The following is a 20630-nucleotide window of genomic DNA, read 5'->3' as shown; positions in this document are numbered from 1 at the left end:
AACGCCAAACGCGAGACGAGCCTATTAGACCATAGGTCTACGTCCGAATATTGGTCCTACCACTCAGCAGCCGCAATCGTTCGAACGACCCTTGAGTTCCACCGAGTTGCCGTCCGGGTCGCGCAGACGCAGCGAGAGGCCATCGCCCTCGGCACCGTAATTGCGCTCGGCCGGCCCACTGAGCTCTACCTGCAGTCCCTGCAGATGCACGCGCACCTGCTCGGCATCGAACGGTTCCACGCGCAGGCAGACATGCTCGACATTGCGCCCTTCCCGCCCGGGCGCCGCACCGCCCTTGATTCCCAGCGGACCGTCCACGCTGATCAGATCGATCAGCGACTCACCGGCATGCAGATGCACCATGCCCAGCGACGGCCGTTCGCGGGCGACCGTGCAGCCCAGAACGTCACAGTAGAAGCGCACCGCGCGGGGCAGATCCTGCACGCGCAGCACCACGTGGTCGATGCGCTGGATCTCGAAGGGACGTTCGCTGCTCATGACGACTCCAGTTTTCTGGCGATACGGCTGAATACCACCAGCACGATCAGGCACAACACACTCACGCCGACAGCGATCACATACTCGCCGATGCCAACCGCGATACCGATCGCGGCGGACATGATCAGTGAACTGGCGGTGGTAAGGCCGCTGACCTGGTCATCGCGCGAGCCCCGCAGGATCGTGCCGGCGGCAACGAAGCCGACACAGGCCACCACCGCCTCGATCAGACGCACCGGATCGACCTGCAGCAGGTCACGGTAGCGTTCCTCCTGGAAGTGTTCGGCAATGCTGTCGCCCAAGCCGACAATCAGTGCGGCTGCACCGGCGATCAGCATGTGCGTGCGCAGCCCGGCGGCGTGCTTGCCCATCTCGCGTTCGATGCCGAGCGTGGCGCCCAGCAGCATGGCCACGGCAATCCGCAGCAGGATCGATAGATCTTGTTCCAGTCCCATCTGCGTCTCTCATCCGGCAATGGACGGAGCGTCGCAGACAGGGGCGTCTGGGGACCGTGAAACCAGTGGCAGGCCCGGGTGAGCCTGCCACCACGTGTCTTACTGGGCCAGGTATCCGCCATCGATGGCGTAGTAAGTGCCGGTTGCAAAACCCGCATCCGCGCTGGCCAGCCAGGCCACCAGCGCGGCGACTTCTTCCGGCTTGCCGAGGCGTCCCAGCGCATGCTTGCTTTCCAGCGCCTGCTTCACCTTCGGGTCCATCTTGTCCAGCAACGGGGTGGCGATGAAGCCCGGGCCCACCGCATTGATGCGGATCTTGTCCGCCGCGTGTTCCCACGCCGCCGTCTGGGTCAGGCCGACCACGCCATGCTTGGCCGCGACATAGGCCGCCGAGTTGTTGAAACCGACCTGGCCCAGGATGGAGGCCATGTTGATGATGCTGCCGCCCTTGCCCGTGCTGCGCATCGCCTGGATCTGCGCCCGCTGGCACACGAATACGCTGTTGAGATTGACGTCGATGACGTTCCTCCAGCCATCCACGGGGTAATCGCCACTGGCCGCCGACGGCCCGCCGATACCCGCGTTGTTCACTGCGATGTCCAGCCCACCGAGTTCCTGCACGGTCTGCTTCACGGCTGCTTCCACCGCGTGCTCGTCGGTGACGTTCAAGGCGATGCCGATCGATTTCACGCCTTTGCTGCGCAGCGCCTCGGCGGTCTTCTCGACGGCGTCGGCCGTGAGATCCCACACCGCCACCGCCGCGCCGGAATCGGCCAGCAGTTCGGCCACGGCCAGTCCGATGCCGGAGACGCCGCCGGTGACGATGGCGACCTTTCCCTTGAGCTGATAATCAATCATCGCGTTGTTCCTCGGGTTGGAATAAGGCTGCGGGCACTGCCTGCCCATGCCTCGACCATACGCCGCGAAAACGTTACAGAACGTGCACAGCGTGCTCCGCAACAATCCTTCCCATCGCTGCAACGCACCTGCCCCTATGCTCGGGGTCGTACGCCCACATCCTTTCTTTCATCCGCCGCTGGCGGTCGCCCTCCCCCAAGGTAAGCCCATGACAGATTCCACTGACGGCCAATTGTTCTCCCCCACCCGTCTGGGGGCCATCGACGTCGCCAACCGCGTCGCGATGGCACCGCTGACCCGCAACCGCGCCATCAAGGACCGCATTCCCAATCCTCTGGCCATCCAGTACTACGAACAGCGCGCCAGCGCCGGGCTGATCATCGCCGAGGCCACCCAGATCAGTCCGTTGGGCCAGGGCTATCTGGATACGCCCGGCATCTACAGCCAGGACCAGATCGATGCCTGGAAAAAGGTCACCGACGCCGTGCACGCGCGCGGTGGGAAGATCGTGCTGCAGCTGTGGCACGTCGGCCGCATCTCGCACACCAGCCTGCTGCCCGAGGGCGAGGTGCCCGTCGCGCCGAGTGCCCTGCGCGCCGATGCGAAGACGTTCACCGCCAAGGGCTTTGAAGATGTCTCCGAGCCGCGCGCCCTGCGCCTGGACGAGATTCCCGGCCTGATCCAGGACTATCGCCAGGCCGCACGCAACGCCATCACGGCCGGCTTCGACGGTGTGGAAGTGCATGCTGCCAACGGCTATCTGATCGACCAGTTCCTGCGTGATGGCAGCAACCAGCGCACCGACGAATACGGTGGCAGCATCGAAAACCGCACCCGCCTGCTGGATGAAGTGGTCAGCGCGATCGTTTCGGAAATCGGTGCAGAACGAACCGGCGTACGTCTCTCGCCGGTGACGCCAGCCAACGACGCTGCCGACTCCAACCCGCAGCCGTTGTTCGAACGCGCCGTGGAGCGTCTGGATGCCATCGGCCCGCTCGCGTTCATTCACGTGATCGAAGGCGCGACCGGCGGCCCGCGCGACAACATCGCCTTCGACTACGCCGCGCTGCGCGCCAAGTTCAAGGGCGCATGGATCGCCAACAACGGATACGACCAGGCGCGTGCCGAAGCGGCGGTCGCCTCCGGCTATGCCGACATGGTCGCCTTCGGTCGTCCCTTCATCGCCAATCCCGATCTGGTCGAGCGCTTCCGTCTGGGCGTGGCGCTGTCCGAGCTGGACAACGACACGCTGTACGGCGGTGGCGCGCACGGCTACACCGACTACCCGACCATCGACGGTTGAGTGTTGATCCTGTTGGGCCGGATGCACGTTCCGGCCCACCAGGGCGAGATGCGCTGCATCCTGGAAGTGCCGGCCGGTGGCCGGCACTTCCTTCAAGGGTTCAGTACACCGGCAACGAAATGAAGCTGGCCTGCTGCGGCGAATGCCAGACCTGCTGCGTTGCCTTCTGGTAATCGCCCGGCTTGGCGAGGTAGATGTTCGGCACGAACGTCTGCGGGTTGCGGTCGTACAGCGGGAACAGACTCGACTGCACCTGCACCATCACCCGGTGGCCCGGCTGGAACACATGGTTCGCGGTCGGCAGACCGAATTTGTAATCCAGCACCTGGTTGCTCGCGATCGCCTTCGGGTCGCTGAAGCTTTCGCGATACCGGCCACGGAAGATCGCCATCGAGACCGACAGCTCGTAGCCGCCCATCTCCGGCGTCGACGGGGTCTGGTCCGGATACACATCGATCAGTTTCACCACCCAGTCGCTGTCGCTGCCACTCGTCGCTGCCTGCAGATTGACCTGCGGCGCGCCGCCGATCCGCAGCGGCTCGGTCAACGGCTCGCTGACGAAGGTCAGCACGTCCGGGCGACCATCCACGAAACGCTGGTCCTTCACCAGCCAACTCGTCCACATATCGCGGTCAGCAAACCGCACCGGGCGCGGTACGAACGGCACCGGCTTGGCCGGATCGGATACATACGCCTCGAACGTGGCCTCCCCCGCCTGTGGTGCTTCAAAGGACAGCCTGCCGCCCGCGCGCAGGTACAGCGGCCGGGACTGCGCCGCGCTGCGCGGCCACTGCTGCAGCCTGTCCCAGTGGTTCTCCCCGGTGTTGTAGATCAACACCGGCGGTGTCTGCGCCTTGGGCGCGCCATCGACCAGGTACTGATCGAAGAACGGCTTGAGTACATCGCGGCGGAACTGCAGCGCGGTGTCGCCCTCGAACTTCAATGCGCCCAGGCTGCTGCCGTCATAGTTGACCTGGCTGTGCCGCCACGGCCCCATCACCAGATAGTTCAGCGTGTTGCCGGTGTCACGCGGCTCCATCGCCGCATAGCTGTGCACCGCGCCCCACATGTCTTCCTGGTCCCACAGGCCCTGCAGCCACATCGTGGGGACCTTCAGTTCGGTTCTGGCCATGCGCGCGTCCAGCGCCTGTTCCTGCCAGAACGCATCGTAGCTGGGGTGTTCGATCAGCTTGTGCCACCACGGCAACTGATCCAGCCCGTTGGCCCTGGCGTAGTCACCGGCCGAGCCGGCACGCAGGAAGGTGGTGTAATCGTCATAGCCCACGCTGGGAATCGCCGGGCCCTTGCCGCGCTTGGCCAGCTGCCCGGTGAAGTAGCCGAAATTGACCTGCCGGAACGCGCCGTAGTTGAGCCAGTCGTCGCCCATCCAACCATCGATCATCGGGCTCTGCGGCGCGGCCACCTTCAACGCCGGGTGCGGGTTGGTCAGTGCCATCACCACGGTGAAGCCCTCGTAGGACGAGCCCAGCATGCCGACCTTGCCGTTGCTTTCGGGCACGTGCTTGACCAGCCAATCGATGGTGTCCCAGGCATCGGTGGCGTGGTCGACCTTGGTGTTGTTGAGCGGCCCGCGCAGCGGCCGGGTCATCACGTAATCGCCCTCGGAGCCGTACTTGCCGCGGATGTCCTGGAACACGCGGATGTAGCCGCCATCCACGAACACCTCATCGCCCTGCGGCAGGATGTCACGCATGTTCGGCGAATCCATGCGCTTGGCACGATTGGCCGCATCGTAGGGCGTGCGGGTCAGCAGGATCGGCGCATTCCTGGCGCCCTTGGGTACCACGATCACCGTGTAGAGCTTCGTGCCGTCACGCATCGGCACCATCACCACGCGCTTGTCGTAGTTGTCCTGCGCCGTGGGGGTCGCGAAGCCCTTGGCCGGAATGTCTGGGGTCATCGGCGAGGTCTGCGCCGACACACTGGCGGCGACCATCAGACTCAACAGCGCAACTGGCAATACACGCACACGCATGGGCTCTCTCCCGGCAGTGAAGGCAACGTCCGGAGCCTAGCGCTGCCCGGCCCGCACCGGTAGATGCCGATCGGCCTGGCGCAGGGCCTTCATCCCCATTCAGCCGCCAACCACCGTTTCGTGCAAAGCCTGCCAGCGCAGCATGCCGTCGGTGCCGCCAACAAGAATGGCCAAGGACTCGCGCCGATTGCCGGTGCCCTGTGCGTCGCTCTGGTCTTCCCGATAGCGCACCGCGCATGCGCCCGTGCCCAGCGGCAGGTACGTCATTGCATCGATGGTGATGTGCAATCCCGGCCGGCTGCCATGCGCGGCAGCGAAGAAGCCGGCCAGCGTGGGTTTGTCCAGGCGCACGCCGCGGACGCCGACCATGCTGAAGCCCTCGCTGAAGCGGGCCAGCAGTGTGTCCAGCGCCGCCACCGGCGAGCGGCCGGTGAACCAGTCTTCGATCAGCACATGCAGGTCGTGGATCTCATTGAAGGCAAGGGTGTCATTCATGGGGAGGTTCTCAAGGAAAGGGCGGACGCCGGCAGGCGCCACAAGGGAAGGAGCGGCAGCAGGCTCATGCCCGCCGCCAGCACCAGGGTGAGTGCAAAGGCGTGATCCGGCGTCACCGAAGAGAGCACCGCCAGCACACAGGCCAGCACCGCGGCCGCCAGGCAGAAGCTGAGTTGGCGGTTGAGATTCCACAGCGCGCTGCCCGGCAGCAGCTCCGCATCGGCCAGCCTCTGGAAGGCGAGCGTCTGCGCGCTGCTGCTGCACAGGCTGCCCCCCAGGCCCATCAGCGCGAAGGCCAGCACGGGAAGCCAGGGCTGCTGGGCCTGCACGGCGATCAGCAGCACGATACCGACGGCCTGGCATCCCATCCCGGCACTCAGCAGTGGGCGCGCCCCGATGCGCGGCAGCCAGTGCCGCGCAGTGGCGATCGCGCAGGCCGAGGCGAGCGCCCACGGGAGCATGAAGCCACCGATGGTCGCTGCACCGTAACCCTGCCGATGCAGCAGCAACGTCGCCACCAGCTGGGTGCCGATGAAGGTCCCGGGCACCAGCAGGTAGACCGTCATCGCCAGCCGCAGCGAGGCATGCCGCAGCAACGACCACTGCAGGACCGGATGATCCGTCCGGCGCGCACTGCGGGCATACTGCGCCAGCACCAGGGTGGCGACCACCAACAGGCCCGCGCCCAGCATCCGTTGCCCCGGCGCTGCGAGCAGTCCCAGCGCGACCAGCAACGCGCTCAGGCCCACGGAGCCCAGCAGCAGCCCACGCCGGTCTAGTGCCGGCACGGCCACCGGTGCACCCGGGCGCACCCACGCGGCCGCCAGCGCGAAGGCCAGCGCGGCCAGCGGCACACTGACCAACAGCACGCCCCGCCACGAGCCCCACTCCACCAGCAGTCCGCCCAGCGTCGGTGACAGCGCCGGCACCAGCAGTGCGACCGCCATGATGCGGGCGGTCAGTCGCGCACGATCGGCCGGCGGGCATTCGCGGTAGGCCATCGCCTGCCCCACCGGAATCAACAGCCCACCGCCCAGCCCCTGCAGCAGGCGCCACGCGATCAGCCACTCGATGCTCGGCGCGGTGCCTGCCAGCACGGCGCCCACGGTAAACAGGGCCAGCGAGAGGCACAGCACCCGGCGTTCGCCCAGGCGCGCCGCCAACCAGCTGCCCAGCGGAATGACCAGGGTCAGGCCCAGCATGTAGCCATTGCCGATCCACGCCAGCTGCGGCACGGAGGCCTGCAGGTCCGCGGCGATGGCCGGATAGGCCACGGTGCCGATGAACATGTTCACCAGATCCAGCGAGAATCCCAGCAGGTACAGCGTTTCCACTCTGGCCCGGTATGTCATGGCGCGCTCCGATTTCGAGGCGGCAGCATGCGCGTCGGCAGCGGCTGGATATACGGGCAGGCGGATGCAAGACTGTCAAACCATTTTTGACAGTTAAAACGCCGCCATGGTCAGCCTGGACCGCTTCGAGACCTTCAAGGCCATTGTCGATGCCGGCAGTCTGACCGCTGCCGCACAGCGCCTCGGCCAGAGCCGCGCCGTGGTGAGCTTCAACCTCAAGCGGCTGGAACAGGAACTGGGCGTGACCCTGCTGGTACGCAATACCCGCAGCCTGGCCCTGACCGAGGCCGGTGAACGCTTCTACCAGCACTGCACGGCGCTGTTGGCCACTGCCGAGCTCGCCATCGAGGAAGCACGCAGCGAACAGCTGCAGCTGCGCGGCACGCTGCGGCTGACCACTACGCCGGAATATGCGATCGCGAGGGTCGTGCCGGTGCTGGAGTCGTTCCGCGCCCTGCATCCCGAGTTGCGCCTGCACCTGTCCACCTCACCGGCACCGGCGGACCTGATTCCCGAGCGGTTCGATCTGGCGATCCGGTTGGGGCGGCTGCAGGACTCGCAGCTGCGCGCGACCCTGCTGGACGAACACGCGCTATGCGCGGTCGCCTCACCGTCGTTGTTGGCCACGCTGCCCGATGAGGCCGCGCGCGATGATCCGGACTGGGTCCGTACGCTGCCAAGGCTGGGCTATCCGCGCCTGGCGGATCTCCCACTGGTGGCGCCCGATGGCAGCGACCAGCTGTTTGCCTGCAACCCCGCCCATGCGGTGGTTACGGTTGATAACGCCTCCACCCTGCGGGCGTTCGCGCTGGCCGGGGCCGGCGCGACCGTGTTGCCGCACTGGTTGATCGATGACGATCTGGCGCAGGGCCGGCTGCTGCCGATCCTGCGCCGTCATCGCTTCCCGCGCCAGGGGGTGTATGCGGTGTTTCCCAACACCGCCCAGCCCTCGCGCCGGGTCCGGCTGCTGCTGGCGCACCTGCGCGAGCACCTGCCGGGGTGACCGGAGGCACGACCCACGGTCGTGCCCTGCCCGTCAGCTCAGCGGACCACCTGCCCGGCCAGCTCCAGCGGCACGCGCTGCACCGGTGCATTGGCCGCGCGCGAGAGCTGCACTTCGTACTGCCCACCGGCGATCTTCCACTGCTTGTCGGCGGTGTCGAAGCTGGCCAGCGTCTTCGGCTCGGCTTCGATGCGGATCCGGCGGCTTTCACCCGGCTGCAGCGTCACCTTCTGGAAGCCGATCAGGCGGATCGGAGTGGTGCTGCCCTGCGGCAGCTGCAGGTACAGCTGCGGCACATCCGCACCGGCGACCTTGCCTGTGTTGCGCACGTCCACGCTGGCGACCACGCGCTGGCCTTCCACCACCACCGTCAGGTTGTCGTAGCCGAAGCTGGTGTAGGACAGGCCATGGCCGAACGCGTACTGCGGGGTCAGGCCCTTGGCGGCAAACCACTTGTAACCGACGTTGGCGCCTTCGATGTCGTAGTCGATGGTGTCATCCGGCTTGTTCTTCGGGTTGAAGCCCAGGCCGTTGACGTGCGGGCGCGGCAGCTGGCTGACATCCACCGGCCAGGTCACCGGCAGGCGGCCGGACGGATTGACCTTGCCGGTCAGCAGCGCGGCGATGCCTTCGCCACCGCGGATACCCGGATACCAGGCCTGCAGGATGGCCGGCACCTGCTGCAGCCACGGCAGCTCGACCGGGCCATTGGTTTCCAGCACCACCACCGTCTTCGGGTTGGCCTTGGCCACCCCCGCGATCAGCGCGTCCTGGTTGTCCGGCAACTGCATGTGCGGCAGATCGACCGACTCGGCCGACCACTGCGTGGCGAACACGATGGCGACATCGGCCGCAGCGGCAGCGCGCGCGGCGGCCGCGACATCGCGGCCATCCACGTAATCGATCCGGGCATCCGGACGCTCGGCGCGCAGCGCTTCCAGCGGCGAGGACGGGTGGAAGATCACCGGGCCCGGCCAGGTGGTCGGCATCACGCCCGGCACCGCATTGGTGCCGCGGGCGGTCCAGCCCACCATCGAGGAACCACCACCGCCGATCACGCCCTTGTCGGCATGCCCACCGATGATGACGATGCGCTGCACATCCTTGCCCAGCGGCAGCAGGTCATCGGCATTGCGCAGCAGCACGCTGCCTTCTTCGACGGTGCGCTGCGCGGCCAGGAAGCCGGCCTCGTCATCGATCGGCTCGTGCACCGGCGGCAGGTCGAAGTTGCCGTGCGCGAACATGGTGCGCAGGATGCGGCCAACCATGTCGTCCAGGCGCGCCTGCGGCACGACGCCACCGGCCACGGCCAGGCGCAGCGGCTCATCGAAGTAGACCGCCTTGTCGAACACTTCACCGGCCGACTGCTGGTCCAGGCCGGCCAGGGCCGCCTTGGAGCCGCTGTGCACGCCGCCCCAGTCGGACATCACGAAACCGGGGAACTTCCATTCCTGCTTGAGCACCTCGTTCATGAGGTAATCGTGTTCGCAGCCGTAGGTGCCGTTGATGCGGTTGTACGAGCACATCGCCGAACCCGGCTTGCCGATGTCCATGGCGATTTCAAACGCCAGCAGGTCCGATTCGCGCATCGCCTGCTCGCCGATCTCGGCGCTGTGGAAATTGCGCGAGGTCTCCATGTCGTTCAGCGCGAAGTGCTTCATCGTGGAGATCACGTGCTGGCTCTGCACGCCGCGGATCGACTCGCCCACCAGCACGCCGGCCAGCAGGGGATCTTCACCGGCGTATTCGAAGTTGCGGCCGTTGCGCGGGTCGCGCTGCAGGTTGACGCTGCCGGCCAGCAGGATGTTGAAGCGCTGCTGCCAGGCTTCGCGACCCATGGTGGCACCGCCGGCGAAGGCGATGTCCGGGTTCCAGCTCGATGCGGTGGACGGGCCCGACGGCATCGCCGTGGCATGGTCACCCTTGCGCAGGCCACCCGGGTTGGTCACGCCGACGCCGGCATCGGCCGACTGCTGCGCCGGAATGCCCAGGCGCGGCACGCCCGGCACGAAGCCGGCCGAACCGACCGCACCTTCGGGCAGCGGGCCGCCGTCCTTGCCCAGCCCGAAGTAGCTGTGCAGCATCTGGAACTTCTCGTCCACGGTCATCTGCGCGACCAGTGCCTTGGCACGGGCATCGGCGTTCAGGCCGGTATCCATCCATGGCGTATCGCCACCGACCGGCGCGGTGTAGCCCAGGGTCAGCAGCGTGGCCGCGGTGGTGCCCTTCTTTCCGTCATGGGTGCGCAGCTTGATGGCGGCCGAGGTAGCCGACTGGAAGCCATCGCTGAAGTAGCTTTCGTTGGCTTCCAGCGCGACACGCGACGGATCGAAGCCGGCGGTGGTGGCCGCATCGGCACTCACCGCGCCCAGCAGCACGGCCGGTGCGCCCAGGCGTGAGCCGGTGACCAGCGGCGGCAGCGCGGCGGCATCGGCGGCATCGGCGGCACTGGTGTACAGCGCGACCACATGGCGGCCATCGTTGAGGCGCAGGTAATTCAGCGACGGCTGTTCGGTGCCCGACTCGGCCTCGATCGGCAGGCGGGTCAGCACGACACTGCCGGTCTGCTGCGCGGCGGCCGGATCGGCGGTCACGAAACGATAGTGATAGCCCAGCGCATCGGCCAGACCCTGCAGCGGATCCACGCGGTCGGCGCGGCGCTCCACGTTGCGCACCGTCACGGCATCGACCTGCAGCTGTTCCAGCTGTGCGGCGACCACGGCCGCATCCAGCTCACCCGGGGTCTGTTCCAGGGTCAATACGGTGAACGCGTCGGTGGTGGCGGCCGGGGCAGCGGCCCAGGCGGAAGCGCTCAGCGAGAGCGCGATGGCGGCCGTCAGGGCCAGGGGCTTTGAAATCGTTTTCATGAGCGGACGAAACACCTTTGCTTGCGCAATAAATCCAGGGAGTCTTGCCGCAGAAGGGTGCAGCGCCATATCGGCGGGAACCACGCGCAGGGGCGCGGAACCGTTTACAACGCAAGGCGATGACGGCTACGTCCAGGCCCCTCCGCCCGTCGTGACAGCCGCACCACCCGGGAGGCCCTTGCCGGCACCTCACCCCGGAAGAGTGTCCGAGCGTGTTCATGCCTGTCAACAGGATGCTTACATTTGAGACAGTGAAAACCGCCCCGAATCAGGGCGACGGCGGCTTGATCACCTGGGTGTCGGCAGCCGCCACCACCTGCCCATGCTGGTCACGCGGCTGCATCAGCGCCAAGGGCAGGCCATCGCTGTCGGCCTGCAGCACCGAGCGCGGCTCGCCCGGCGCGAACAGGAAGGCCTCGCCCCACTGCCGCAGCGCCACCACCAGCGGGAACAGCGCGCGGCCGCGTTCGGTGAGCACGTATTGCTGGTAGCCGCGCCCCTCCTCCAGCGGCTGCTGCGTCAGCACATCGGCCTCCAGCAAGGCCTGCAGGCGCTGGCTGAGCATGCTGCGCGACATCCCGAGGCGGCGCTGGAAATCACTGAAGCGCCCTACCCCATCGAACGCCTCGCGCACGATCAGCAGCGACCAGCGGTCGCCGACCAGGTCCAGCGCGCGCCCGACCGGGCAGGGTGTCATCGACTCGGTGGCCATCAGGATTCTCCGCTAATAGTTTCATTTTAGAACCACATCCTGCAGAATCAACTGGTTCTATTTTGAGACCTAATGATGGCGACCATCGCATCCGGCACTTCCCCCTCCCCGCTTCCCTCGTCCCTGCTGATGCTGTTCGCCTGCGCGGCCGGCCTGAGCGTGGCCAATGTCTATTACGCCCAGCCCCTGCTGGACGCCCTGGCTGCCGACCTGCAGATCAGCACCGGCCGCATCGGCACGGTGATCGCGGCGACCCAATTCGGTTCGGTCGCCGCCTTGTTATGGATCGTGCCGCTGGGCGACCGCGTGGACCGCCGCCGCCTGATGGCGGTCCAGACCGGCGGCCTGGTGCTGGCGCTTCTGGCCGTCGCGCTGGCCACGCAGGCCTGGAGCCTGCTGCTGGGGATGCTGGCGGTGGGCCTGCTCGGCACCGCGATGACCCAGGGGCTGATTGCCTACGCCGCCGCCGCGGCGGGCGAGCACGAGCGTGGCCGGGTGGTCGGCGCCGCACAGGCAGGCGTGGTGGTCGGGTTGCTGCTGGCACGGGTGGTGGCCGGGGCGGTGGCCGATCTGGGCGGTTGGCGCGCGGTGTACCTGCTCTCGGCAGTGCTGATGATCGTGACCGGCACCGTGTTGTGGGCACGGCTGCCGCGATTGCCTGTGTCGGCCGCACACGACGCGCGGACCGGCTTGTTCGCGCTGCTGCGGCAGCAGCCGGTGCTGCGCCAGCGCGGCGTGCTGGGCCTGCTGCTGTTCACCGTGTTCGGGGTGTTCTGGAGCAGCATGAGCCTGCCACTCAGCGCGCCACCCTATGCCCTCAGCCACACCGCCATCGGCGCTTTCGCGCTGGTCGGCCTGCTCGGTGCGTTGGCCGCGGCCCGCAGCGGGCACTGGAGTGACCGGGGCCATGCCGGGCGGGTCACCACCGGGGCCCTGTGGCTGATGCTGCTGAGCTGGGCGCCGATCGCGGCGATGTCCCATCACCTGGGCTGGCTGGTGCTGGGCGTGCTGCTGCTCGATCTGGCCGTGCAGGCGCTGCACGTCACCAACCAGAGCCGGATCCTGGCCGCCGCACCGCACGCGCAGGCACAGGTGATCGCCGCTTACATGCTGTTCTACGCGGCAGGCAGCGGGCTGGGCGCGTTGGCCGGCAGTGCGCTGTATGCCGCCTTCGGCTGGCCCGGGGTGTGCATGGCAGGCGCTGCCGTCTCGCTGCTGGCACTGCTGGCGTGGTGGGCGATGCGGGGTTATCACACCATCACCGGTGGTCATGAGCCCAGCCCGGTTCCCGGTGGATCGCGGATCGATAATGACCGCTCACGTCCCGGAGCGACCGCATGCCCCCACACCGCCACTTCGATCAACTCTGGCGCGACCGCAACGACACCTCCCGGCAACGCAGCCCGCGGGTGCTGATCCGGGTGTTCGTCGGCCCGGGCGAACTGGAAGCGCGGGTGGCGTTCTACGAGCAGTTGCAGGGCGTGGTCGCCGATGCGGGTTTCCCGTTCCCCGAGGCCGGCCTGCGCCTGGCGATGGTCGGGGCGTTCCTGCTGATCGAAGGCGCGCCGGACAAGCTGGCCCCGTTCACTTCCACCACCGGCACGCTGCTGGTGGATGACGTGCAGCCGTACTACGACCGGCTGGTGGCGGCCGGGGCGGAGATCATCTTCCCGCTGCAGGTCGTACCGACCGGCGCAGCCTTCAACGCCGTGCATCCGGACGGCACCGTGGTCGAGTACGTGCACCACCGGCCTGATCCGCAGGGGCGCTAAGACCCCGCTCCCTGTACATCGACAGGGCGCCCAGCCCCCATCCCGTGTAGATCCACGCCATGCGTGGAGGCTCTCGCTGAAGCATTCAGCACCTTCAACCGGTTCGGAATCCGGCTGTCGAATTCGTTAGCATTTTTACTAATTGCGGGTAGGATTGTCGGTCTCAGCCTTTGACACGCGTGCTGCCGATACTCGCCGCCATGCCCTTGTTTCCCGCCCGTTTCCGCCTGCTCCAGCCCTGCCGGGAGGCCCGCTGATGGGCGCCGTGCTGGCCCTGGACCGGCTGCTGGAAACCCGCCGGGTCTGGCGGGGGCAGCCACGTACGGCCTTCCCCGAGGTAGCGCCGCACCCGACCGGCCACCCGGCACTGGATGCCCGCCTGCCCGGTGGTGGCTGGCCGCCCTCGGCCCTGTCGGAAGTGCTGCTGGCCTCGCCCGGGGTCGGTGAGCTGGCGCTGGTCTGGCCGACCCTGGCGCGGTTGAGCCAGCAACAGCAGACCGTGGTGCTGATCGCCCCGCCGCACCTGCCGCATGCCCCGGCCTGGGCACGCGCCGGGTTGGCACTGAGCCAGGTGCAGGTGGTCCAGGCCAGCCCGCGCGATGCGTTGTGGGCGGCCGAACAATGCCTGCGCTCGGCAGCCTGCGCGGCAGTGCTGTGCTGGCCGCAACAGGCCGATGACCGCGCGCTGCGCCGGCTGCAGGTGGCCGCTGAAACCGGCCAGTGCCTGGGCTTTTCCTTCCGCGATGCCCGGCATGCGCGCAATCCCTCCCCGGCCGCGCTGCGCCTGCAGCTCGACGATGGCCAGGTGCGGGTGCTCAAGTGCCGTGGCGGGCTGGCACCGGCCCAGCCGCTGCCGCTGGCCGTGGCCCATTGAGCCGCCGCCGTGGATTGGGCCTGCCTGCTGCTGCCGCACCTGGCGCTGGATGCCGCCCTGCGCCAGCAACCCGATCCGGACGCGCTGCTGGTGCTGGTCACCGGCCCGGCGCAGCGGCGCGTGCTGCACGCGGTCAGCCCCTCGGCCCGGCAGCGCGGGCTGCGCCGCGGCATGCTGCTCTCGGCCGCCCAGGTGCTGACCCGCGACATGCTCAGCGTGGAGTACGACCCACGCGCCGAGCAGGCCACCCGCCACCTGCTGGCCAGCTGGCTGTACGGCATCAGCTCACAGGTCAGCCTGGATTTCCCGCATGCGATGGCGCTGGAAATCCGGGCCAGCCGCGCGCTGTTCGGTGATTGGCCGAGGGTCGAGCAGCGGCTCACCCGTGGCCTGACCGAACTGGGTTTCCGGCATCGGCTGGTGGCCGCACCGAATCCGCATGCCGCCAGCGTGCTGGCCCGCGTGCATGGCCGGCTCGGCGTGGCTGCACCCCAGCTGGACACGGCCCTGGCCCAGGTGCCGATCGAACGCAGCGGGTTGCCGGCCGAGGCGGTCACGGTGCTCGCGCGCTCGGGCCTGCGCACGCTGGGCGCCGCGTTCGGCCTGCCGCGCGAGAGCCTGGCCCGGCGCTTTCCACCGCAGGTCCTTGCGCATCTGGATGCACTGCGCGGCATCAGCACGCCACCGCTGCGCTATTTCCAGCCACCGGACCGCTTCGATGCGCGCATCGAGTTCGAGTACGAGGTCGAGTCCACCCAGGCGATGCTGTTCCCGCTGCGGCGCCTGACCGCCGACCTGGCCGCGTTCCTGTGCTCGCGCGATGGCGGCGTGCTGCAGTTCGATCTGTGGTTCGAACACGAAAACCACCCCGACACACGGCTCTCGATCGGCCTGCTCGCCCCCGAACGCGAACCGGCGATGCTGTTCGAACTGGCCCGCAACCGCGTCGATCATCTGCAGTTGCCTGCCGGCAGCCGTGGCCTGCGCCTGCAGGCCGAGCAGCTGCCGCCGTTCGTCCCGGCCGCACGCGATCTGTTCGACCCGCGCCCGCAGCAGGCGATGCCGTGGGAGCAGTTGCGCGAACGCCTGCGTGCCCGGCTCGGCGATGACGCCGTGCAGGGGCTGGGGCTGCGCGCCGACCATCGGCCCGAACGCGCGACCGGCGATGCCAAGGGCGCCCCCAAAGCACCGCCGCCGCAGCTGCCGATGCGCCCGGGCTGGTTGCTGGCCCAGCCGCAGGCGCTGCAGGATCCACACCTGCGCATCCTGTCCGGACCGGAACGGATCGAATCGGGGTGGTGGGATGCCGGGGACATCCGCCGCGACTATTACGTGGTGGAAACCACGCAGGGCCAACGCGGGTGGGCGTATACCGCCGCCGATGCACGCAGCGGGCCGTTCATGCTGCACGGCTGGTTCGCATGAGCGCGCCCCTGCCCGACTACGCCGAGCTGCATTGCCTGTCGGCCTTCAGTTTCCAGCGTGGCGCGTCCATCGCCGAGGAGTTGTTCGCGCGTGCCAAGGGCCAGGGCTACCGCGCGCTGGCGATCACCGATGAGTGCTCGCTGGCCGGCATCGTGCGCGCCTGGCAGGCCGCGCAGAAGCACGCGCTGCCCCTGATCACCGGCGCCGAATTCCAACTGGAAGACGGCCCGAAACTGGTGCTGCTGTGCACCGATCAGGGCAGCTACGCCGCGCTGTGCCAGCTGATCACCACCTGCCGCAGGCGTGCACCCAAGGGCGAGTATCGCTGCCTGCGCAGCGACATCGAGCAGTTGCACGCCGGCCTGCTGTGCCTGTGGCCGGCACCTGCCCCGGCCATCGAGGATGCGCAGTGGCTGCAGGCCTGCTTCCCGCAGCGGCTGTGGCTGGCGGTTGAACTGCACCGCGAGGCCGACGACCGCGCGCGCCTGCAGCGCCTGCGTCGTTTCGGCCGTGACCAGGGCATTCCATTGGTGGCCAGCGGCGATGTGCACATGCATGTGCGCCGCCGCCGCGCGCTGCAGGACACCCTCACCGCGATCGGCCACCACTGCACGCTAGGCGAAGCCGGCTGGCGGTTGTTCCCCAACGGCGAGCGCCACCTGCGCACCCGCCAGGCCCTGGCCACGCTCTACCCACCCGAACTGCTGGCCGAAACCCTGCGCATCGCCGAGCGCTGCCACTTCGATCTCAAGCAACTGCAGTACACCTACCCACGCGAACTGGTGCCGGCCGGCCACGACCCGGCCAGCTGGCTGCGGGTGCTGGTGGAAGAAGGCATGCGATGGCGATGGCCAGCGGGCGAGACGCCCCGGCAGCGCCACCAGATCGAACACGAGCTGGCGCTGATCCATACCAAGCAGTACGAGTCCTATTTCCTGACCGTGCACGACATCGTGCGCTTCGCGCGCGGCCAGCAGATCCTGTGCCAGGGCCGCGGCTCGGCCGCCAATTCCTCGGTGTGCTACGTGCTGGGGGTGACCGAGATCGATCCCAGCGAGATGGAGCTGCTGTTCGAACGGTTCATCTCCGCCGAGCGCGACGAGCCACCGGACATCGACATCGATTTCGAACACGAACGCCGCGAGGAAGTGCTGCAGTACGTGTTCAACCGCTACGGCCGCGAGCGTGCGGCACTGACCGCCGTGGCGATCAGCTACCGTGGCCGCAGCGCGGTGCGCGATGTGGCGCGGGTGCTGGGCCTGCCGCCGGACCAGGTCAACGAACTGGCCGCCTGCCTGGACCGCTGGAGCAGCCACGAGCCGCTGCCCGAGGCATTGCGCGAACGCGGCTTCGATCCGGAGACCCCGTTGATGCGGCGCGTGGTGGCGCTGACCAGTGAACTGGTCGACTTCCCGCGCCACCTGTCCCAGCACCCGGGCGGTTTCGTGATTTCCGAACATCCCTTGTCCACGATGGTACCGGTGGAAAACGCGGCCATGGACAACCGCACCGTGATCCAGTGGGACAAGGACGACCTGGACGTCACCGGCCTGATGAAGGTCGACTGCCTGGCGCTGGGCATGCTCACCGCGGTACGCAAATGCCTGGCGATGCTGGAAGCGCATGGCGGACCGCGGATGACCATGGCGAAGATTCCGCAGGGCGATGCGCCCACCTACGACATGATCTGCCGCGCCGATACCCTGGGCGTGTTCCAGATCGAGTCGCGCGCGCAGATGGCGATGCTGCCGCGCATGCAGCCACGCTGTTTCTACGATCTGGTGATCGAAGTGGCGATCGTGCGCCCGGGCCCGATCCAGGGCGACATGGTCCACCCGTATCTGAATCGACGGAAGCGGCTGAAGGAAGAAGGCATCGAAGAGATCGACTACCCGCCCGCCCTGGAGAAGGTATTCAAGCGCACCCTCGGCGTGCCGCTGTTCCAGGAACAGGTGATGCAGCTGGCCGTCGCCGCCGCCGGCTTCAGCCCCGGGCAGGCCGACGCACTGCGCCGCTCGATGGCGGCGTGGAAACGCCACGGTGGGCTGGAACCCCACCGCGACAAGCTGCTTGCCGGCATGGCCGCCAACGGCTACAGCCGCGACTATGGCGAGCGCCTGTTCGACCAGATCAAGGGCTTCGGCAGTTATGGCTTTCCGGAAAGCCACGCGGCCAGTTTCGCGCTGATCACCTATGTCAGCTGCTGGCTCAAGTGCCACCACCCTTCCGCGTTTGCCGCCAGCCTGATCAACAGCCAGCCCTTGGGCTTCTACACCCCGGACCAGATCCTGCAGGACGCGCGCCGCCATGGCGTGCCGGTGCTGCCGGTGGATGTGCGCTACAGCGCATGGGACTGCACGCTGGTGCCTCCCGCCTCGCCGGGCCGGCCGTTCGGCATCCGGCTGGGGCTGCGCCTGATCGATGGTTTCAGCGAAGATGTCGCCACCGGCGTGGTGCAGGCACGCACCCGCGCGCCCTTCGACAGCGTCGCCGACCTGAGCCAGCGCGCCCGGCTGGACCGTCGCCATCAAGGCCTGCTGGCCGATGCCGGCGCACTCAAGGGCTTGAGCGGCCATCGCCATCGCGCGCGCTGGGAAGTCTCCGGCGTGGAGAAGCCGCTGCCGCTGTTCGAGACCGCCCGTGCCACCACCGAAGCCGCCGTGCCACTGCCGCTGCCCAGCGCCTTCCAGGACATGCAGGCCGACTACAACACCACCGGCACCACGCTGGGCCGGCACATGGTCTCCTTCATCCGCAGCCAGCTGCGTCAGCGCCGTTGCCACCGTTCCGATGAACTGGCCGCGCTGCCACACGGGCGCAGCGTGCGCTTTGCCGGGCTGGTGCGCATGCGCCAGCGCCCGCAGACCGCCAGCGGGGTCACCTTCCTCACCCTGGAAGACGAATGCGGCATGGTCAACGCGGTGGTCTGGCGCAAGATCGCCGACCGGCAGCACCGCGTGCTGGTCGAAGCCCGGATGATGCAGATCGATGGCCGCCTGGAACGCGTGGACGGCGTGCAGCACCTGATCGTCCGCCAGATGCACAACATCGATACGCTGATCGACGGGGTGCGTACCCACAGCCGCGATTTCCGCTGAGCCATCCCGTGACCGGGTTCACGGTCTGGTGGTAATTCCAGAATTTTCCGACTGGTGCCGTCAATGGCCTATCCGGTATGGTCGCAACCTTCCAAGGATCCGGAGAACCCATGTCGCGCGCCCTGACGCTTACCACGCTGGTCGTCTCCAGCCTTGCCCTGGCCGTCTCCGGCTGGACCGCGCTGCGCCTGCACCACAGCCAGTCCGATGAGCGTGTCATCACCGCACGCGGCCTGGTGATCCGCGATGCCAGCGGCCAGGCAAGGGTGATCCTCGGCGCACCGGTGCCCGATCCACTCACCAAAGGGGTCACCCAGGGGCCGCGCGCCTCACCGCTGTCGGGCCTGATCCTGCTGGGCGCCGATGGTTCCGAGCGCGGCGGCTACGGTACCGCCGATGTCGGTGACGAGGCCATCCTTACCCTGGACGATGCCAGCGGCACCACCGAAGTGTTCAAGGTCACCGCCAATCCTGACCGGGGCGCGACCCTGGTGGTCAAACACCAGAACAGCACCGGCGCGATGCTGACCTCCTGGCAGGGCAAGCCGGAACTGATCTTCCTCAACGAGGACGAACAGTCGCACTACGTCAGCCCCAACGCTGCCGCTGCCCCCTGAACCCGGGCGGCCAGCGCCTCGCGCAGATCCCGGGCGAAGCGCCTTGCGTCGGTCGCGGTCAGCGTGGCGGTGGTGATCCGCACCCCGTGCACCGGCGTGTGGACCGAAAACACTTCGCCGCCGCGCACCTGCCAGCCGCGCTGGGCCAGGGCCATCACCAGCGGCTGGCTGTCACGCTGCAGCGGCAGCCACAGGTTCAACCCATCCATCTGCGCGCCCACCGCGATGCCTTCGGCCCGCAGCGCCTGCCGCAACACCTCCCGGCGCGCCACGTAATCATCCCCGGCCCGTTTCATCCGCGCTGCCACCCGGCCAGACCCCAGCGCCGCGGCCGCCGCGTCCTGCAGCAGATGGCTGACCCAACCGGTACCCGGTGCCATCCGCAGGCGTAACCGGGCTGCGGTCTCGGCATCACAGCCAATCAACGCCAGGCGCAGATCCGGCCCCAATGACTTGGACAGCGAGCGCAGCAACGCCCAACGCCGGGTCGTTGGCGGAATCACCGCGTGATACGGCTGCCGGGACAACAATGCGAAATGGTCATCGACCAGCACCAGCACCTGTGGGTAGCGCTCCAGCACCTGGCGCAGCGCGCGCGCACGTCGCCGGCTGAGGCTGGCGCCGGTGGGATTGTGCGCACGCGGGGTCAGCAGTACCGCCCGCGCGCCGGCGGCCAGCGCCTGTTCCAGCGCTTGGGCCTGCATGCCCTCGTCGTCGATCGCCACCGCCACCGCGTCGTAGCCGGCCGCACGCATCGTATTGAGGCTGCCGAGGAAACACGGGTTCTCGACCGCCACGGGATCACCGGCCAGCAACCAGCAGGCCAGCACACGTTCGATCGCATCGACCGCGCCGTGCGCCAGCTCCAGCGCATAGCCGGCCGGACAATCCGCGGCCAGCTGCTGATGCGCCAGTTCAGCCAGCACCGGATCGATCGTCGCTGTGCCGTACAGGCGTGGCGGCCGCGCCGGCAGCAACGCGCGCAGGTCCGGCAGGCAGCGCGGGTCCGGATTGCCACTGGCCAGATCATGCAGTGCCGAGCCCGCCTGCGTGCCCTCCTGCGCCCCAGGGCTGGGCCGTGCACTGACCACGGTGCCGCGCCGGCCCTGGGTCTGGGCCAGACCGGCCGCGTCCAGTCGCTTGTAGGCCGACGCGACCGTGTTGCGGTTGATCCCCAGTGCGAACGCCAGATCGCGGACCGGGGGCAGCAGCTGCCCGGGCACCAGCGCGCCACTGAGGATCTGCTGGCGGATGCTCTCGAACACCGCACTGGCGGTCTGGCCGGTGATTTTCATTTTGTCCTAT

The 20630-nt window shown here is 68.0% G+C and carries 17 protein-coding genes; 8 read left to right on the top strand and 9 right to left on the bottom strand.

Annotated features, from left to right (window positions below):
- Nucleotides 1-63 precede the first annotated feature (63 nt).
- From POS15_RS05880 to POS15_RS05870, 3 genes are all read right to left on the bottom strand, one after another.
- Nucleotides 64-498: a VOC family protein gene (locus POS15_RS05880; protein WP_019185079.1), complete on the bottom strand. Its 435-nt coding sequence runs from the start codon at nt 496-498 to the stop codon at nt 64-66.
- Nucleotides 495-953: an MgtC/SapB family protein gene (locus POS15_RS05875; RefSeq protein WP_019185078.1), complete on the bottom strand. Its 459-nt coding sequence runs from the start codon at nt 951-953 to the stop codon at nt 495-497. Before POS15_RS05875 ends, POS15_RS05880 begins: the two co-directional genes overlap by 4 nt.
- A gap of 99 nt (nt 954-1052) precedes the next feature.
- The gene (locus tag POS15_RS05870) at nt 1053-1811 is read right to left on the bottom strand and encodes an SDR family NAD(P)-dependent oxidoreductase (protein ID WP_019185077.1); all 759 of its coding nucleotides are present in this window, start codon (nt 1809-1811) and stop codon (nt 1053-1055) included.
- Nucleotides 1812-2019: 208 nt separating this feature from the next.
- On the opposite strand from POS15_RS05870, the gene POS15_RS05865 reads away from it, so the two are divergent.
- The gene (locus POS15_RS05865; protein WP_026070078.1) at nt 2020-3114 is read left to right on the top strand and encodes an alkene reductase; all 1095 of its coding nucleotides are present in this window, start codon (nt 2020-2022) and stop codon (nt 3112-3114) included.
- A 100-nt stretch (nt 3115-3214) separates the two neighbouring features.
- Here POS15_RS05865 and POS15_RS05860 read toward each other — a convergent pair whose 3' ends face one another.
- The 3 genes from POS15_RS05860 to POS15_RS05850 form a co-directional block, all read right to left on the bottom strand.
- Entirely contained in the window at nt 3215-5110 is a 1896-nt protein-coding gene (locus POS15_RS05860) for a CocE/NonD family hydrolase (protein WP_019185075.1), read from the bottom strand.
- A 99-nt stretch (nt 5111-5209) separates the two neighbouring features.
- On the bottom strand, nt 5210-5605 hold the full coding sequence (locus POS15_RS05855; RefSeq protein ID WP_284129187.1) for a hypothetical protein: 396 nt from the start codon (nt 5603-5605) through the stop codon (nt 5210-5212).
- The gene (locus tag POS15_RS05850; RefSeq protein ID WP_026070076.1) at nt 5602-6957 is read right to left on the bottom strand and encodes an MFS transporter; all 1356 of its coding nucleotides are present in this window, start codon (nt 6955-6957) and stop codon (nt 5602-5604) included. Before POS15_RS05850 ends, POS15_RS05855 begins: the two co-directional genes overlap by 4 nt.
- Before the next feature lie 106 nt (nt 6958-7063).
- Here POS15_RS05850 and POS15_RS05845 point away from each other — a divergent pair, with 106 nt between their 5' ends.
- Nucleotides 7064-7960 carry a LysR family transcriptional regulator gene (locus POS15_RS05845; protein ID WP_046272568.1) on the top strand — a complete coding sequence of 299 codons (897 nt, stop codon included), beginning with the start codon at nt 7064-7066 and terminating at the stop codon, nt 7958-7960.
- A 38-nt stretch (nt 7961-7998) separates the two neighbouring features.
- Here the strand turns inward: POS15_RS05845 and POS15_RS05840 are convergent, their stop codons facing one another.
- Nucleotides 7999-10827, bottom strand: a complete 2829-nt coding sequence (locus POS15_RS05840; protein ID WP_080341473.1) for a glycoside hydrolase family 3 C-terminal domain-containing protein — start codon at nt 10825-10827, stop codon at nt 7999-8001.
- Between the two features lie 268 nt (nt 10828-11095).
- The gene (locus POS15_RS05835) at nt 11096-11539 is read right to left on the bottom strand and encodes a helix-turn-helix domain-containing protein (protein WP_046272567.1); all 444 of its coding nucleotides are present in this window, start codon (nt 11537-11539) and stop codon (nt 11096-11098) included.
- 75 nt (nt 11540-11614) lie between these two features.
- Between POS15_RS05835 and POS15_RS05830 the strand changes: the two genes are divergently transcribed.
- The 6 genes from POS15_RS05830 (at nt 11615) to POS15_RS05805 (ending at nt 19325) form a co-directional block, all read left to right on the top strand.
- Nucleotides 11615-12955, top strand: a complete 1341-nt coding sequence (locus POS15_RS05830) for an MFS transporter (protein ID WP_284129186.1) — start codon at nt 11615-11617, stop codon at nt 12953-12955.
- Complete coding sequence (locus POS15_RS05825; protein ID WP_088433435.1) at nt 12877-13311, top strand: glyoxalase; 435 nt, start codon at nt 12877-12879, stop codon at nt 13309-13311. Before POS15_RS05830 ends, POS15_RS05825 begins: the two co-directional genes overlap by 79 nt.
- 256 nt (nt 13312-13567) lie before the next feature.
- Nucleotides 13568-14185 (top strand): translesion DNA synthesis-associated protein ImuA, encoded by a 618-nt coding sequence (gene imuA / locus POS15_RS05820; RefSeq protein WP_019185067.1) that lies wholly within the window; start codon nt 13568-13570, stop codon nt 14183-14185.
- A gap of 9 nt (nt 14186-14194) precedes the next feature.
- Nucleotides 14195-15610 carry a DNA polymerase Y family protein gene (locus POS15_RS05815; RefSeq protein WP_284129185.1) on the top strand — a complete coding sequence of 472 codons (1416 nt, stop codon included), beginning with the start codon at nt 14195-14197 and terminating at the stop codon, nt 15608-15610.
- Nucleotides 15607-18708 (top strand): error-prone DNA polymerase, encoded by a 3102-nt coding sequence (locus tag POS15_RS05810; protein ID WP_019185065.1) that lies wholly within the window; start codon nt 15607-15609, stop codon nt 18706-18708. Before POS15_RS05815 ends, POS15_RS05810 begins: the two co-directional genes overlap by 4 nt.
- Nucleotides 18709-18818: 110 nt before the next feature.
- On the top strand, nt 18819-19325 hold the full coding sequence (locus POS15_RS05805) for a hypothetical protein (protein ID WP_284129184.1): 507 nt from the start codon (nt 18819-18821) through the stop codon (nt 19323-19325).
- Here POS15_RS05805 and ptsJ read toward each other — a convergent pair.
- A complete protein-coding gene (gene ptsJ, locus POS15_RS05800) occupies nt 19292-20620 on the bottom strand; it encodes a transcriptional regulator PtsJ (protein ID WP_284129183.1) in 1329 nt (442 codons plus the stop codon). The genes POS15_RS05805 and ptsJ overlap by 34 nt on opposite strands.
- Between the last annotated feature and the right edge of the window lie 10 nt (nt 20621-20630).

It is taken from the genome of Stenotrophomonas sp. BIO128-Bstrain (assembly GCF_030128875.1).
In the GTDB taxonomy this organism is placed as follows: domain Bacteria; phylum Pseudomonadota; class Gammaproteobacteria; order Xanthomonadales; family Xanthomonadaceae; genus Stenotrophomonas; species Stenotrophomonas bentonitica_A.
This window is presented reverse-complemented; position numbering and strand designations above follow the sequence as displayed.

Excerpts from the sequence above, each read along its gene's own strand:
- POS15_RS05880 (WP_019185079.1), bottom strand. The coding sequence starts at position 498 with ATGAGCAGCGAACGTCCCTTCGAGATCCAGCGCATCGACCACGTGGTG.
- POS15_RS05875 (WP_019185078.1), bottom strand. The coding sequence starts at position 953 with ATGGGACTGGAACAAGATCTATCGATCCTGCTGCGGATTGCCGTGGCC.
- POS15_RS05870 (WP_019185077.1), bottom strand. The coding sequence starts at position 1,811 with ATGATTGATTATCAGCTCAAGGGAAAGGTCGCCATCGTCACCGGCGGC.
- POS15_RS05865 (WP_026070078.1), top strand. The coding sequence starts at position 2,020 with ATGACAGATTCCACTGACGGCCAATTGTTCTCCCCCACCCGTCTGGGG.
- POS15_RS05860 (WP_019185075.1), bottom strand. The coding sequence starts at position 5,110 with ATGCGTGTGCGTGTATTGCCAGTTGCGCTGTTGAGTCTGATGGTCGCC.
- POS15_RS05855 (WP_284129187.1), bottom strand. The coding sequence starts at position 5,605 with ATGAATGACACCCTTGCCTTCAATGAGATCCACGACCTGCATGTGCTG.
- POS15_RS05850 (WP_026070076.1), bottom strand. The coding sequence starts at position 6,957 with ATGACATACCGGGCCAGAGTGGAAACGCTGTACCTGCTGGGATTCTCG.
- POS15_RS05845 (WP_046272568.1), top strand. The coding sequence starts at position 7,064 with ATGGTCAGCCTGGACCGCTTCGAGACCTTCAAGGCCATTGTCGATGCC.
- POS15_RS05840 (WP_080341473.1), bottom strand. The coding sequence starts at position 10,827 with ATGAAAACGATTTCAAAGCCCCTGGCCCTGACGGCCGCCATCGCGCTC.
- POS15_RS05835 (WP_046272567.1), bottom strand. The coding sequence starts at position 11,539 with ATGGCCACCGAGTCGATGACACCCTGCCCGGTCGGGCGCGCGCTGGAC.
- POS15_RS05830 (WP_284129186.1), top strand. The coding sequence starts at position 11,615 with ATGGCGACCATCGCATCCGGCACTTCCCCCTCCCCGCTTCCCTCGTCC.
- POS15_RS05825 (WP_088433435.1), top strand. The coding sequence starts at position 12,877 with ATGCCCCCACACCGCCACTTCGATCAACTCTGGCGCGACCGCAACGAC.
- imuA (WP_019185067.1), top strand. The coding sequence starts at position 13,568 with ATGGGCGCCGTGCTGGCCCTGGACCGGCTGCTGGAAACCCGCCGGGTC.
- POS15_RS05810 (WP_019185065.1), top strand. The coding sequence starts at position 15,607 with ATGAGCGCGCCCCTGCCCGACTACGCCGAGCTGCATTGCCTGTCGGCC.
- POS15_RS05805 (WP_284129184.1), top strand. The coding sequence starts at position 18,819 with ATGTCGCGCGCCCTGACGCTTACCACGCTGGTCGTCTCCAGCCTTGCC.
- ptsJ (WP_284129183.1), bottom strand. The coding sequence starts at position 20,620 with ATGAAAATCACCGGCCAGACCGCCAGTGCGGTGTTCGAGAGCATCCGC.